Source organism: Kribbella sp. NBC_00382, assembly GCF_036067295.1.
Taxonomy (GTDB): domain Bacteria; phylum Actinomycetota; class Actinomycetes; order Propionibacteriales; family Kribbellaceae; genus Kribbella.
Genome location: NZ_CP107954.1, coordinates 3,623,463 through 3,636,110, shown reverse-complemented (window position 1 = coordinate 3,636,110; position 12,648 = coordinate 3,623,463). Strand labels below are relative to the sequence as shown.

Annotated in this window: 14 protein-coding genes; 6 read left to right on the top strand and 8 right to left on the bottom strand. The window is 66.8% G+C overall.

Annotation, left to right across the window (positions count from 1 at the left end; translation table 11 throughout):
• Positions 1-34 precede the first annotated feature (34 nt).
• Positions 35-1,000 (bottom strand): SDR family NAD(P)-dependent oxidoreductase, encoded by a 966-nt coding sequence (locus tag OHA70_RS17775; protein WP_328333910.1) that lies wholly within the window; start codon positions 998-1,000, stop codon positions 35-37.
• A gap of 63 nt (positions 1,001-1,063) precedes the next feature.
• Here OHA70_RS17775 and OHA70_RS17770 point away from each other — a divergent pair, with 63 nt between their 5' ends.
• On the top strand, positions 1,064-1,636 hold the full coding sequence (locus OHA70_RS17770; RefSeq protein WP_328333908.1) for a TetR/AcrR family transcriptional regulator: 573 nt from the start codon (positions 1,064-1,066) through the stop codon (positions 1,634-1,636).
• A gap of 12 nt (positions 1,637-1,648) precedes the next feature.
• On the opposite strand, the gene OHA70_RS17765 is transcribed toward OHA70_RS17770, so the two are convergent.
• A complete protein-coding gene (locus OHA70_RS17765) occupies positions 1,649-2,533 on the bottom strand; it encodes an alpha/beta fold hydrolase (RefSeq protein WP_328333906.1) in 885 nt (294 codons plus the stop codon).
• Between the two features lie 88 nt (positions 2,534-2,621).
• Here OHA70_RS17765 and OHA70_RS17760 point away from each other — a divergent pair, with 88 nt between their 5' ends.
• Both OHA70_RS17760 and OHA70_RS17755 read left to right on the top strand, forming a co-directional pair.
• Positions 2,622-3,101 (top strand): MarR family winged helix-turn-helix transcriptional regulator, encoded by a 480-nt coding sequence (locus OHA70_RS17760; RefSeq protein WP_328333904.1) that lies wholly within the window; start codon positions 2,622-2,624, stop codon positions 3,099-3,101.
• 853 nt (positions 3,102-3,954) lie between these two features.
• The gene (locus OHA70_RS17755) at positions 3,955-6,153 is read left to right on the top strand and encodes a M4 family metallopeptidase (protein ID WP_328333902.1); all 2,199 of its coding nucleotides are present in this window, start codon (positions 3,955-3,957) and stop codon (positions 6,151-6,153) included.
• 76 nt (positions 6,154-6,229) lie between these two features.
• On the opposite strand, the gene OHA70_RS17750 is transcribed toward OHA70_RS17755, so the two are convergent.
• The 4 genes from OHA70_RS17750 to OHA70_RS17735 all read right to left on the bottom strand — a co-directional run bounded on the left by OHA70_RS17750 (position 6,230) and on the right by OHA70_RS17735 (position 8,706).
• On the bottom strand, positions 6,230-7,150 hold the full coding sequence (locus OHA70_RS17750; RefSeq protein WP_328333900.1) for a helix-turn-helix transcriptional regulator: 921 nt from the start codon (positions 7,148-7,150) through the stop codon (positions 6,230-6,232).
• A 175-nt stretch (positions 7,151-7,325) separates the two neighbouring features.
• Positions 7,326-7,685 carry a 5-carboxymethyl-2-hydroxymuconate Delta-isomerase gene (locus OHA70_RS17745; RefSeq protein WP_328333898.1) on the bottom strand — a complete coding sequence of 120 codons (360 nt, stop codon included), beginning with the start codon at positions 7,683-7,685 and terminating at the stop codon, positions 7,326-7,328.
• Between the two features lie 8 nt (positions 7,686-7,693).
• A complete protein-coding gene (locus OHA70_RS17740; RefSeq protein ID WP_328333896.1) occupies positions 7,694-8,458 on the bottom strand; it encodes an aminotransferase class III-fold pyridoxal phosphate-dependent enzyme in 765 nt (254 codons plus the stop codon).
• Complete coding sequence (locus OHA70_RS17735; RefSeq protein ID WP_328333894.1) at positions 8,395-8,706, bottom strand: aminotransferase class III-fold pyridoxal phosphate-dependent enzyme; 312 nt, start codon at positions 8,704-8,706, stop codon at positions 8,395-8,397. Before OHA70_RS17735 ends, OHA70_RS17740 begins: the two co-directional genes overlap by 64 nt.
• Before the next feature lie 379 nt (positions 8,707-9,085).
• On the opposite strand from OHA70_RS17735, the gene OHA70_RS17730 reads away from it, so the two are divergent.
• Both OHA70_RS17730 and OHA70_RS17725 read left to right on the top strand, forming a co-directional pair.
• Positions 9,086-9,742 carry a response regulator transcription factor gene (locus OHA70_RS17730; protein ID WP_328333892.1) on the top strand — a complete coding sequence of 219 codons (657 nt, stop codon included), beginning with the start codon at positions 9,086-9,088 and terminating at the stop codon, positions 9,740-9,742.
• 166 nt (positions 9,743-9,908) lie between these two features.
• On the top strand, positions 9,909-10,343 hold the full coding sequence (locus tag OHA70_RS17725; RefSeq protein ID WP_328333890.1) for a nitroreductase/quinone reductase family protein: 435 nt from the start codon (positions 9,909-9,911) through the stop codon (positions 10,341-10,343).
• Here the strand turns inward: OHA70_RS17725 and OHA70_RS17720 are convergent.
• Positions 10,320-11,201 (bottom strand): EamA family transporter, encoded by an 882-nt coding sequence (locus OHA70_RS17720; protein WP_328333888.1) that lies wholly within the window; start codon positions 11,199-11,201, stop codon positions 10,320-10,322. The two genes, OHA70_RS17725 and OHA70_RS17720, sit on opposite strands and share 24 nt — an antisense overlap.
• Before the next feature lie 67 nt (positions 11,202-11,268).
• Here OHA70_RS17720 and OHA70_RS17715 point away from each other — a divergent pair, with 67 nt between their 5' ends.
• Positions 11,269-12,120 carry a LysR family transcriptional regulator gene (locus tag OHA70_RS17715; RefSeq protein ID WP_328333886.1) on the top strand — a complete coding sequence of 284 codons (852 nt, stop codon included), beginning with the start codon at positions 11,269-11,271 and terminating at the stop codon, positions 12,118-12,120.
• Here the strand turns inward: OHA70_RS17715 and OHA70_RS17710 are convergent.
• The gene (locus OHA70_RS17710) at positions 12,117-12,638 is read right to left on the bottom strand and encodes a gamma carbonic anhydrase family protein (protein ID WP_328333884.1); all 522 of its coding nucleotides are present in this window, start codon (positions 12,636-12,638) and stop codon (positions 12,117-12,119) included. The two genes, OHA70_RS17715 and OHA70_RS17710, sit on opposite strands and share 4 nt — an antisense overlap.
• Positions 12,639-12,648 lie beyond the last annotated feature (10 nt).

Genomic DNA, 12,648 nt, shown 5'->3' with positions numbered 1-12,648 from the left:
ACCGGACGAGATCGTCCGTTTCAATGAGTCTAGGTCAGCCGCGGAGCAGGTTGGCCGAGACGGTCCAGAGGCGTTGGGCTGTGGTGGGATCGAGCGCCCATTCCTTGACACCGTGCGGATGCTGCGCGAGGTCGGCATCGTTCGGCACCGTGTAGGCCTCTTGCGAATCGTCAAGGTAGTGCCCTCCGGAGTGAGCGAACTCGGGGGCGACGGCCGCGACCATGCTGGTGGCGGCTCCCTGCTCAACCGTCTTATAGGTGAAGACTCCAGCGGCCTCGGCCGCGTCGAGCGACGCCTTCTGTTGTGGTGTGAAGTTCCGCTGCAGTCCCGTCGCGACACCGCCGGGGTTCACCGCATTGGCGACGATGCCATCGGACGCCCAGCGGCGCGTCGCCTCGACGGCGAAGAGCGAGTTCGCCGTCTTCGACTGGGCGTAGGCGATCTGCGGGTCGTAGTCGCGACGCTCGAAGTGAAGGTCGTCGAAGTCGATGCCGGAACGCATGTGCGCCGTCGAACTGACCGACACCACCCGTGCTCCGTCGCGGTCGGCCGCTCCCAGGGCCAGGGCGTCATGAAGGCCGGCAGCCAGGGCGAAATGACCGAGATGGTTTGTCGCGAATTGCAGTTCCCAGCCCTCGCGTGTTCGTTCGAGGCCACTGGTGACCACGCCCGCGTTGTTGATCAGCAGGTGAAGAGGGCCGCTCCACGCGTCGACGAACCGTGCGACGCTGGTCCTGTCGGCGAGGTCGAGCCGGGCGACTCGGGGCCGTATCGCTCCCGTCGACTTCTCGATCGCCTCGGCGACGGCATCACCTGCGGTTGCGTTCCGGACGGCGAGGACCACTTCCGCCCCGGCAGCGGTCAGTACCCGAGCCGTCTCGATGCCGAGTCCGGAGGAAGCTCCCGTCACGATCGCGCGGACGCCGGTGAGATCAGCGCCGCGCAGCACCTCGTCCGCGGTACTGGCGGCGGTGAAGGGCGTGGAGATGAGCTGGTTCATGTCATCGACTATACGCATTAGACTCAACTTGTATAGTTTGATTTTCGCTCGTATGCTCGCCTCATGAGCAGTCCCGACTCCGGCCAGCGCCTGTCCACGGGCGCCGATACCGATCGCCGCAGCATGGTTCTGGACTCCGCGATGGCCACGTTCGCGCGGTTCGGCTACCGGAAAACCTCGATGGAGGAGGTCGCGCGGGCGGCGCGCATCTCCCGGCCCGGGCTCTACTTTCTCTTCTCCTCGAAGGAGACTCTCTTCCGTGCCGCGGTCACCCAGTCGCTGGAGCGGGACATCGCAGCGGTCGAGCAGATCCTGGCCGACACCGGCCGCCCCCTTCCAAAGCGCCTCGTCGAGGCATTCGACCAGTGGACGGGCCGCTACACCGGCCCCTTGGCTCGCGAGGTCACGGCCGTCATCGAGGACAACCCCGACCTGCTCGGACAGATCGCGGAAACCGCGCCGCGCCGTTTCGAGGAGCTGATCACGGACGCGATCGCCGTCGAATCGGGACAAGAGACGGCCGCTGCTGTCGCACAGACGATGATCAGCGCCTCGATCGGCCTCAAGCATCAGGCCCCATCGCGGGAGTTCTACCTCGAACGGATGAAGATCGCCGTCGATCTCCTGGTGCGCTGACAACGTTCCCGGTCAGGCCGCATCGACGTCGCGGAGGAAGGCGAGAACAGCGGTTGCCAACTCGTCCGGGGCTTCCTGGGCGGCGTAGTGGCCGACGCCCTCGAGCGAGACGGACCGAACCACGCCGGCCGCGACCTTGGTGAAGGTGGCACTGGTGAAGTCACCACCGCCGGCGCCGACCGCCAGCACCGGCATGTCCAGCGGGCGCTCGGCGGCGAGAGCCGTGATGTCCGCGCCGTCCTGGAGCATCGACCGGTAGAGGCCGATCGCGCCGCGGAGCCCGCCGGGCCGCGAGTAGGTCCTGGCGAATTCGGCGAGGTCGGCCTCGGTGATCGCTCCCGGCGTCACGGTCATGGGCGGGCCGGCGAACTGAGCCAGGAACTCGCGCTCCCGACCGGCCAGCAGCATCTCCGGGATGCCCGGGGTGGTCAGCATGCCGATGTACCAAACGCCTCCGTGGGTGACATCGGCCAGCTTTTCCATACCGAACCCGGGAAGTCCCGTCTCGATCGCGGTGAAGCTGCGAACGTCCTGCGGGTGCGTGGCCGCGAGCCGGAAGACGGTCTGCCCGCTGATGTCCTGTCCCGCGAGGTGCACCGGACCGAGACCGAGGTGCCCGATGAGCTGGTGCAGGTCCTCGGCGGAGGTCGCACTGTCGTACGGACCGGCCTCGTTGCCGGAGTCACCGAAGCCACGCAGGTCCACAGCGAACACGCGGTGGTCCGCCGCCAGCAGCGGGATGAGCTTGCGGAACGCCCACCATGTCTCGGGGAAGCCGTGAACCAGCAGGATCGGGGACCCGGCAGTGCCGGCCTCGACGTAGTGGAGCTGGGTTCCGTTGGCGTCGACGTAGTGGTGCGTGATCCCGGGCAGTGACGCGATCTCGGGGGTAGTCATGACATCCTCCGTATTCGACAACTTAGTTGTCCATTACAATAGACAACTGGGTTGTCGTTGTCCAGCCGGGCACCGTAACCTGAGGCCCATGTCTCGCTCTGGTGCCGACCTCGCACTGCTACTACTCGGAGGTTTTCGCTGCCTGGTGGACGCGGCACACACCGAGCTGGCCAGCCGCGGTCACGCCGATGTCCGCCCCGTCCACGACTTCGCGATCCGCGCGATTGCCGCCGGCGCCGACAACGCCTCCGAGCTGGGTCGGCGCATGGTGGTCTCCAAGCAGGCGGCGGCCAAAACGATCGCGGTACTGCAGGAACGTGGCTATGTAGCGCGCGACGTGGATCCCGCGGACGCCCGTCGCAAACGGCTTCAGGTGACCCCGCGGGGGTTCGACATGCTTCGGGAAGCCGAGGCCATCTTCGACGAGTTGCGCGAGCGATGGGCACGCCAGATCGGCGCCGCTCAGCTCACCGAACTCGAGGCGCAACTGACGGAGCTGGTCGGTGCCGAGCCCGTACGCCTGGACACGCCCGGCTGGATGGCACAAGACCTCGGCGAGCCGGTCTGAGCGTGATGCTCAGTGCGCGCGGAGGGGACAGCGAAGCTGTTGTGAGATCCCCGTAAAACCTATCGTGGCGGAGTTAGACATTGGGGTGTGGCGTGTGTAATGTTCCTCGTGTTGACAGAGAAGAACAGCGAAGCTGACGTGGACAGCCAACGACCTGTCCGAGAGTTTGTGCAGTAGGAGTTGTGCAGTAGGTACGACGGCGGACTCCGCCGGGCCGATCAGTGAAGGGGCTCGGGTTTCGCGCCAAGGTCAGAGTCTGTGGAGCCAGTGGTCGATCGGGGTTCCAGGCTTGACGGATCGAAGCAGTTGTTCGAGAGAGAAGGGAACGGATTACGCCGTCGGATCGCCCGCCAGTGCCAGTATTTCGCCGGGCGGGTGCCGTGGTTCCATCAAGAAGGAAGGTGGTCTTCGGTTACGCATTCAGCGATCCCCGTAGCGATGGCCTTCACGTGGCGCGCTGCGGACATGCAAGGCCGGCCTCACGGCCGGTAGATGGTGACAATCCAACAACCCCTTGGGCCCCGGTGCTTCGGCACCGGGGCCCTTCGGCATAGCGCAGCCTGGACGAAGCGAAGCTGATCACCCCGCAACGCTCCGAGGGCGGCCATCGCCGCTACTCCCGCTACCAGCTTCGCCTGGGTGCCGGCTTGGTGCTTATGGCAACGATGCCGCATCCGTCCCAGGGGATGTCGTAAATCGGCGGTGCCGATGTCCGCCAGGGAGAACGCCTTCCGTTGGTGGTGGGGCGTGCTCAAACTCAGAGCACCCAAATCGCCATCGCCGCTGACATGTCCCGGACGCGGCTGGTGCACCCCAGGTCGGCAGATCGTCGGCCCCGCCCCAAGGAGCAGTTGTGAAACGAGCCAAAACCAGGTTGATCGCGACCAGCGGTCTACTCGCCGCCGGGCTGGTGATGACGCCGGTCTTCGCCGCCCACGCCGACCAGACAACTCCTGGCGCCGCCGCCCACGATTCGACTGCCGACGAGCAGGCGCAGGCCCCGGCGAGTGCCTTCGCGCTGGGCCTGGCCGCGGGCGAGAAGCTGACCGTCAAAACGGTCATCGAGGATGCGGACGGCAGCACGCACGTCCGGTACCAGCGCACGCTCGACAGACTGCGCGTGATCGGTGGCGACCTGGTCACCCACAAGGACGCGAAGGGCGCGGTCACCGACGTCACCTACAACCTCGGCCGCAAGAGCATCGCCCCCGCGTCGCGGACGCCGAAGATCTCCAAGGCGGCAGCACAGGCCAAGGGTCTCGCCACGTCAAAGGCCACCAAGGACGAGAAGGCCGCCGGGAACGAGCTGGTCGTCCTCGTCACCGACCAGGGTCCCAAGCTGGCGTACGACGTACTGACCACCGGCATTCGTGCCAACCAGGTTCCGACCCGGCTGCACACGTACGTCGACGCCGGTACGGGCGCCGTGCTCCTGACCGACGACGAGATCAAGACCGGTACCGGCAACGGCATCTTCGTCGGCAACGTCACCATCAACACCACCGCCAAGTCGGGCGGCGGCTTCGAGATGAGGGACGCGGCGGGCCACACGGCCACCGACGTCCACAACCAGGGCGACCCCAACACGGGTGAGGGCCCGGACGGTGACATCTTCACCGACTCCGACGACAAGTGGGGTACCGGGGCGAACTCCGACCGTGCGTCGGCCGCCGTCGATGCGCTCTACGGCGCGCAGAAGACGTTCGAGTACTACAAGACCCAGCTCGGCCGGAACGGGATCTGGGACGACGGCCGCGGGGCCCGCTCGCGGGTTCACTTCGCCAACGCGATGGTGAACGCGTTCTGGGACGGCACGCAGATGTCGTACGGCGACGGTGCGGGCAACGCCGCTCCGCTCACCGAGCTGGACGTCGCCGGGCACGAGATGAGCCATGGCGTCACTGAGAACACCGCGGGACTCGTGTACTCCGGTGAGGCCGGCGGTCTCAACGAGGCGAACTCCGACATCTTCGGTACGGCGATCGAGTTCTACGTGAACAACCCCAACGACGTGCCGGACTACTTCATCGGTGAAGAGATCAACATCAACGGCAACGGCTCGCCGCTGCGGTACATGGACAAGCCGAGCAAGGACGGAGCGTCGAAGGACTGCTGGTCCTCGACCCTCGGCTCCCTCGACCCGCACTACTCCTCGGGCCCACTCAACCACTGGTACTACATGCTCTCCGAGGGCTCGGGCGCCAAGACGGTCAACGGGGTCAGCTACAACTCCCCGACCTGTTCCGGCGCCGCGGCCGTGACCGGCATCGGTCACGCGAAGGCCGAGAAGATCTGGTACCGCACACTGTCGACCTACCTGACGTCGTCGAGCAAGTACTCCAACGCCCGGACCGGCGCGATCAAGTCCGCCAAGGACCTCTACGGCCAAGGCTCGGCAGAGTGTCTTGCGGTCGAAAAGGCGTTCACGGCCATCGCTGTTGCGGCGACGACCGAGACGTGTGGCACGGGCAACCCCGACCCCGGCGCCCCGACGGTCACCAACCCCGGCGCGCAGACGAGCACCGTAGGTACCGCTGACACGCTGCAGCTCGCAGCGACGGGCGGCACCACTCCGTACTCGTGGTCGGCGACGGGTCTCCCCGCGGGCCTCACGGTCAACGCCTCGACGGGTTTGATCTCCGGTACTCCGACCGCCGCAGCCACCTCCACCGTGGCGGCGAAGGTCACTGACGCCGCGGGCAAGACGGCCAGCGTGTCGTTCTCGTGGGTCGTCTCCGGCGGCAGTGGTGGCGGGGCGTGCACCGGCGCGCTCAGCTACAACGGCAGCCTCACCGCAGGCGGCAGCAAGACGTTCCCGGCGTTCAGCGACAGCGATGCGGGCCAGCTCAAGGTCTGCCTCGACGGGCCGACCGGCGCCGACTTCGACGTCTACCTGCAGAAGCTGTCCGGATTCTCCTGGGTGACGGTTGCCCAAGGCATCACCCCGAACCCGGACGAGTCGTTCACCTACAACAACACGGCGGGCACCTACCGCCTCGTGGTGAAGGCCGACTCCGGATCGGGCGCGTTCACGGCCACCGTGGCGGAGTGATCGCAGACCTGGTACGACGCTGAGCAGTGGCGCCTCCTCGAGCCCCTCGGGCTCGGGGAGGCGCTGTCGTACTGACTCAGATCCAGCCTCGCCGGCTCGCCTGGATGGCCAGCTGGAATCGGCTGTGAGCGCCGAGTACCTCTTCGAGCCGAGCGATCCGCCGGCCGACCGTACGAGCACTCACGCCCAGGTCGCGGGCGATCGCCTCATCGGTGAGACCGGCTGCCAGGTAGGACAATAGCTGCTGCTCGCCCGAACCCGGACCACCCAACGCGTCGACCACCTGAGACTCCGCCGACAGCGGCACACCCATCTGCCAGAAGACGTCGAAGAGGCCCACCAAGGAGTCGAGCAGGCCGGACTCGTGGACGATGATGAGTGACCGCCGTGCCCCTTTCTGGCCAGGAACCGACAGCAGCGCACGCTTGTCGTCGTACAGCATGAGATTGAGCGGTACCTGGGCGAAGACCCGCGCCTGCTCGCCGACCGCGATGCACTGATGAACTGCGGCAAGTCCTTCGAAGTCCTCGAGAACCGAGACGCCATAGAGCCCGCGGGCTCGCACGCCGCGTTCCATCGCCGCAAAGAATCCGACCACCACGCCAGGCCGCGGGATCTCCATCCCGGTCTGGGCCTTCCGCGGCGAGACCGGGCCGATGCACAAACCGTCGACGGTCGAGACAGTGTCATCCATCAGCTTGGCCTCGACTGCCACGCACCGCGCCTCGTCCGTGACGACCTCCACGAAGCTCGAGCGGTCGCCGGCCTCGCTCCAGATGTCGGCAAAAACCGAGGCGATCTGACGAGTGGCGTCAGCAGCCCTCACATGCTCAGCCGCCACCTGCTCCAACGGAATCCGCGGAGCGACTGCCTCGATCCCGCCGTCACTCACTTCGAGTAGACCGATGGCGGCCAGCGCCTTCACCTCGTCCGCAGCAGCCGCGCAGTCCATACCGGCACGCTCGGCCAGTACCTCCAAGCTCGTCCTCCCGCCCACGACGGCCGCACGGTAAAGCGGCTCCGCGGCAGCCGAGAGAAAGGATGCTGAGGGCAATTGCATCTCGCCGTCTTACCATTTCCCGCGGCCCCTGCGCGAGCATCAGAGCCCTTAACCAGCAAGGGGTCGCCTCGCAGTCACCAAGACCACACGTGCCGTAACCGCTGGCCGTCCTTCAGGGGGCCAGGACCTTTTTGTGGTAGCTGGCGAGGTCGCGGATCTCGACGGTCAGCTGGGTGTTCAGGTCCTTGGTGGGCTTGAGGTGGTCGGACAGGAGGGCCAGGGTCAGTTCGCCCAGGCGGGCCTTCGTCTCGGCGTCGCGGCCGGGGAGGATCGCCAGCTCGATGTGGATCATCGCCTGGCCCGGGTTGCCGTCGCCGATGACGGTCTCGCCGGTCGTACGGAATCGGGTCTTGAAGCCAGGCAGGGCACTACCGATCAGCTCGGCCGCGGCCGGGTGAAGAGCCAACGCGAATCCGCGCCGGTCGAACGTGTCGGTCAGGGACTCGGAGTACTCAACGCTGATCTGAGGCATGCCGAGCATTATCGAGGTCTGTCCAGGGCCTGATCCAGGATCTCGAGGCCTAGGGAGAGTTCTTCCTCGGTGGCGGTTAGGGGTGGGGCGATTCGGAAGACGCCGCCCATGCCGGGGAGTTGGACGATGTTCATGTGAAGGCCTAGTTCGAGGCAGCGGCGGGTGACGGCGGCACCTAGTTGGTCGGCCTCGGGGCCGCCCAGTTCCACGCCTAGCAGGAGGCCGCGGCCGCGGATGTCGGCGATGACGGGGTGGCGGCCGGCTAGTTCCTCTAGGCCGGCGCGGAGGTAGGCGCCGAGTTTGGCGGCTTGTTCGTCTAGGTGGTCTCGGGTGAGGACGTCTAGGACGGTGTTGCCGACGGCCGCGACCAAGGGGTCGGAGACATGGGTGGTGAAGAAGAGGAAGTCGCGGTCGTGGGCGGCCGATTCGATCTCGGCCGTGGTGATCACGGCGGCGAGCGGAAAGCCGGCGCCGAGGGTCTTGGAGAGGGTGAGGATGTCCGGTACTACCCCGTCGCGCTGCAACGCGTACCAGTCGCCGGTCCGGCACAACCCGGTCTGCGCCTCGTCGAGGATCAGCAGCATTCCCCGCTCGCGACACTTCTGCTGCAGCGCGGCGAGGTACCCGACCGGTGGTTCGAGGATGCCGCCGGAGCTGAGGATCGGCTCCACGATGCACGCGGCGAGGCTGCCGACGGACTGCGCGTCGATCAGCTCGAACCCGAGGTCCAGTTGCTGTTGCCAGTCGAGCGGCCCAACCTTGCCGACGGGCACCGGGATGGCGAAGTTGCCTGGTGACGTAGGCGCATCCCGCTGAACAGATGGTCGAGCTCGCCGATCTGGCGCCGGACGGTGGCGACGATGTCCGGGTGCGAATGCCCGAGGATCGCGCTCATCTGCCCGGAGGTGAAGTCGAGGATCCGGCGGCCGTCCTCGGTGAACAGGAAGCTGCCGGCCGCATGGTCGATCAGATCCGGGCTGAAGGCGCCGGGACCCAGGTAGCGCACAAGATGCTGGTCCATGCCCCCGACGCTAGGGTCCGAAGAAACATCGCGTCCAGCACACATTTCCGCACCGGCTCGAGACCCACACCAAGCTGCTCGAGCGGACCGGCCGACGGGTCTCGTCGTACCGGTGACGCGGTCGATCACTGCCGTCGTACGCCGGGATGCGCCGCCGCGGCCCGCTGTGCTCACGGTACTGGCCGCGCTGCGGCAATTAGAACAAACCACTGAGCATGAGGTCTGATGTCTTCTTTCATTCTTTGATTAATGCGTCAATGATTTCCTGTGTTCTGCGTCACTGTGATTTTGTATACCGCCAGGTGGCGCGCTGAGACGCGACCCGGGGCGGCCGGAATTCGGTGATACTCGGGGATATGGAACTGGGGGAGCTTTATCGGTGCGAGTACTGATTGCAGGGGTGGACCAGTCGTTCGTGGCCGCCACCGCTCGTGAACTGCGCCGGCTGTCGATGGCGGTCGACGTCTGCCACGAAGGTGGCGGCGCGCTCGAACGCATCGGGCTGCACGACTACGACGTCGTGGTCCTCGACGCCGACCTGCCGTCCGTTCCCGCCGACGAGCTGGTCCGGAAGGTGGTCGCGTCCGGGGAGGGACCGCGTCTCCTCTTGCTGACCCACTCGACCGAGGCAAAGGACCGGGTCGAAGGCCTCGCGATCGGCGCCGATGACGTGCTGTCCCGGCCGTTCGAGACGGTTGAGCTGGTGGCGAGGATCCAGGCTCTCGGCCGCCGGTCGGTACGCGCGGTTCCACCGGTACGACGATGGCAGGGCGTCGTGCTCGACCTCCCCCGGCACCAGGCCAGCCGCGAGGGCCGGTTCCTCCAACTGTCGCCGAAGGAGTTCGCCGTACTGGACGTCCTGATGCGCGCCGACGGCGTCGTGGTCAGCGCCGAGGAACTGCTCGAGAAGGCCTGGGACGAGAATGCCGATCCGTTCACGAATGCCGTCCGTGTCACGATGATGACACTGCGCCGAAAACTCGGCCCGCCCGGCCTGATCGAGACCGTTCCCGGCGTGGGATATCGATTGCGTTAATGCGGGCCGGAGCTCGAACCTTCCGCCCCCGGAGGTCGATCCCCGGCCCGCTCACGCAGTGACGTCACTACTCCTCAGATTCAACCCGATCACACCTATTGCGCGCATCAAGGATTTCCCTTATGCCACCCTTATCTTCGGTTCGCCCCCAACCATCGGAGCTGACATGCCCAGCGACTTCTCTCTCAAAGCCATGAACGCGGTCCACCGCGTTTTCCTCAAACTCACCGGGGGCAAGGTCGGGTGGCGAGCGTTGGACATGCCCGTACTGCGGCTGACCACGGTCGGCCGTAAGTCGGGCCAGCCGCGGTCGGTGATGCTCACCTCGCCGATCCAGGAGGGCTCGACTCTCGTTGTCGTGGCCTCGCGGGGTGGGGACGACACCCATCCGGCCTGGTTCCTCAATCTCCGCGACAACCCCGAGGTGGAAGTCAGTTTTCAGGGCGCACCGACCCAGCGGATGCACGCCAGAGCGGCGACGCCGGAAGAGCGCGACCGTCTCTGGCCGCTGGTCGTTGCCGACCACAAGAACTACGCCGGGTACCAGACCAGGACGGCGCGAGAGATCCCGCTGGTACTACTCGAGGAACCGTCCGCGTAGGACGCTGGCCGAGTTGGCGGCGACGATCGCGGCGATCGCGAGCCACTCGACCAGGCCGAGGGTCTGGCCGAGCACGACCCAGCCGACCAGTACTGCGAGCAGCGGGTTGGCGCTCATGAAGAGGCCGAAGAAGCCGGCCGGGACCCGGCGCAGTGCGACGAGGTCGACCAGGAACGGGACAGCTGAGGAGAGGACGCCGGCCGCTACCGCGTAGGCGACGTACCGGAGCGAAGGCTGATGGTGGAGGAAGATCCACAGGCCGACCGGCAGGTACACCAGAGCGGAGACCGTGGATGCGGCGGCGGCGCCCTGAGCTGACGGGAGTCGGGTGCCCAGGGTGCGGTTGAGGAGGATGTACGCCGCCCAGCAGGCCGCGGCGACGAGGCCGAGGGCCAGGCCCAGGTAGTCGGTGGTTGGTTGGGGTCTCATGAGGACGGCTACTGCCGCGCCGGCGACGAGCGCGCAGAGGAGATCGAGCTTGCGACGGGATGCGGTCAGCGCGATCGCCAACGGGCCGAGGAATTCCAGCGTGACCGCGAGGCCGAGGCCGATTCGGTCGATCGCTGTGTAGAGGGTGAGGTTCATGACCGCGTAGACGGCGGCCAACCCGAGTACGGGCAACCACTCTCGGCGGGTGAAGGAACGGAAGGGTGGGCGGGTGATGCCGACCAGCAGAACGGCCGCCACCCATTGGCGGACCGCGACCACACCGGCCGGTCCCAGCGCTGGGAAGGCCAGCGATCCGGTCGCTGCGCCAACTTGGTTGGACAAGGCGCTGCTGAGCATCATGAGCACCCCGCTGGCCCTACCTGAGTCGGGCGCTACGGCCACCGGGCGGACGGTTGCCTCAACTGTCATACCGGCAGGATGTGCCTGAGCAAGCAATACGCAAAATGCATCTTCTAACCATCTATACGCTAGCGGCATGGATGTCGAGCTGAAGCAGTTGCGGGTGCTGGTGGCGATCGTGGATGCCGGTAGCTTCACCGATGCCGCCCTGGATCTCGGCGTCTCGCAGGCAGCCGTCTCGCGGACGCTGGCCGCGTTGGAGCAGACGTTGAAGGTGCGGCTGCTGCATCGGACCAGCCGGACGATCGCCCTCACTCCGACCGCCGCTCAGCTCGTACCGCGCGCCCGTCGACTACTGGCGGAGATGAACGAACTGGTCCGCGAAGCGACCTCCGGCCACGCCCGCCTCCGGGTCGGCCATGCCTGGTCGGCGCTCGGCCGGCACACCGCGACCTTCCAGCGTCGCTGGGCCGAGCTCCATCCCGACGTCGACCTGTTGCTGGTCCGCACCAACACTGCGAGCGGCGGTCTGGCCGAGGGCGCCTGCGATCTCGCCGTCGTCCGAACGCCGCCTGACGAGAAGCACTTCGCGGTCACCGAGGTCGGCCTCGAGCATCGCTTCGTCGCGATGGCCGTCGACGATCCGTGGGCCCGTCGCCGCTCGATCAAGCTCGACGAGGTCCGCGCCCGCACGGTGCTGTGCGACCGCAGAACCGGTACTACGACAGCCGACCTCTGGCCGGCCGGCGGCCAGCCCAAGCTCGAGGACACCGCCGACGTTGACGACTGCCTGGCCAGGATCGCGGCCGGCGGCGTCGTGAGCATCACTCCGGAAAGCACCGCCACGCAGTACGGGCGAGCGGGAGTCGTCTTCCGTCCGCTCCGGGATGCGCCGCCGGTCGCGGTACGGGTGATCTGGCCGCGCCACGACCCGCACCCGGCGACTCAGGACGCGGTCGCCCTGATCACCGAGGTCTACCAGGCCTAGCCGACCTGCTCGACGGAGGCGGCGTGACGCTTGGCCAGCTCGTGGTAGATGGTCGCGTTGTGGTCGACGAAGAGCTTCGCGTTGCCCTCCAGCGGAATGATCTTCTTGGCCGGGCTGCCGAGGGCAACGGATTCCGGCGGGATAACCGAGCCAGGGGTGACAGTAGCGCCGGCGGCGACGAGAGTCCGCGCACCGACGACAGCGCCGTCGAGCACGATCGCCCCATTGCCGATCAGGGCCTGCTCGCCGATCGTGCAGTCGTGGACCAGGCACTGGTGGCCGATCGTCACGTTCTTGCCGATCTCGCAGATCCCGGTGTTGTTGTGGAGCACCGAGTTGTCCTGGATGTTGGCGCCCTCACGGATGATGATCTGGCCGAGGTCGGCGCGGATCACCACGCCGTACCAGATCGAGGCGTCCTTCTCGACGATCACGTTGCCGACCAGGGTGGCGGTCGGCGCGATCCAGGCTTCCGGGTGCACGGTGGGGCTGACGCCCTCGAACGAATACAGCGGCATGGTCGCCAGA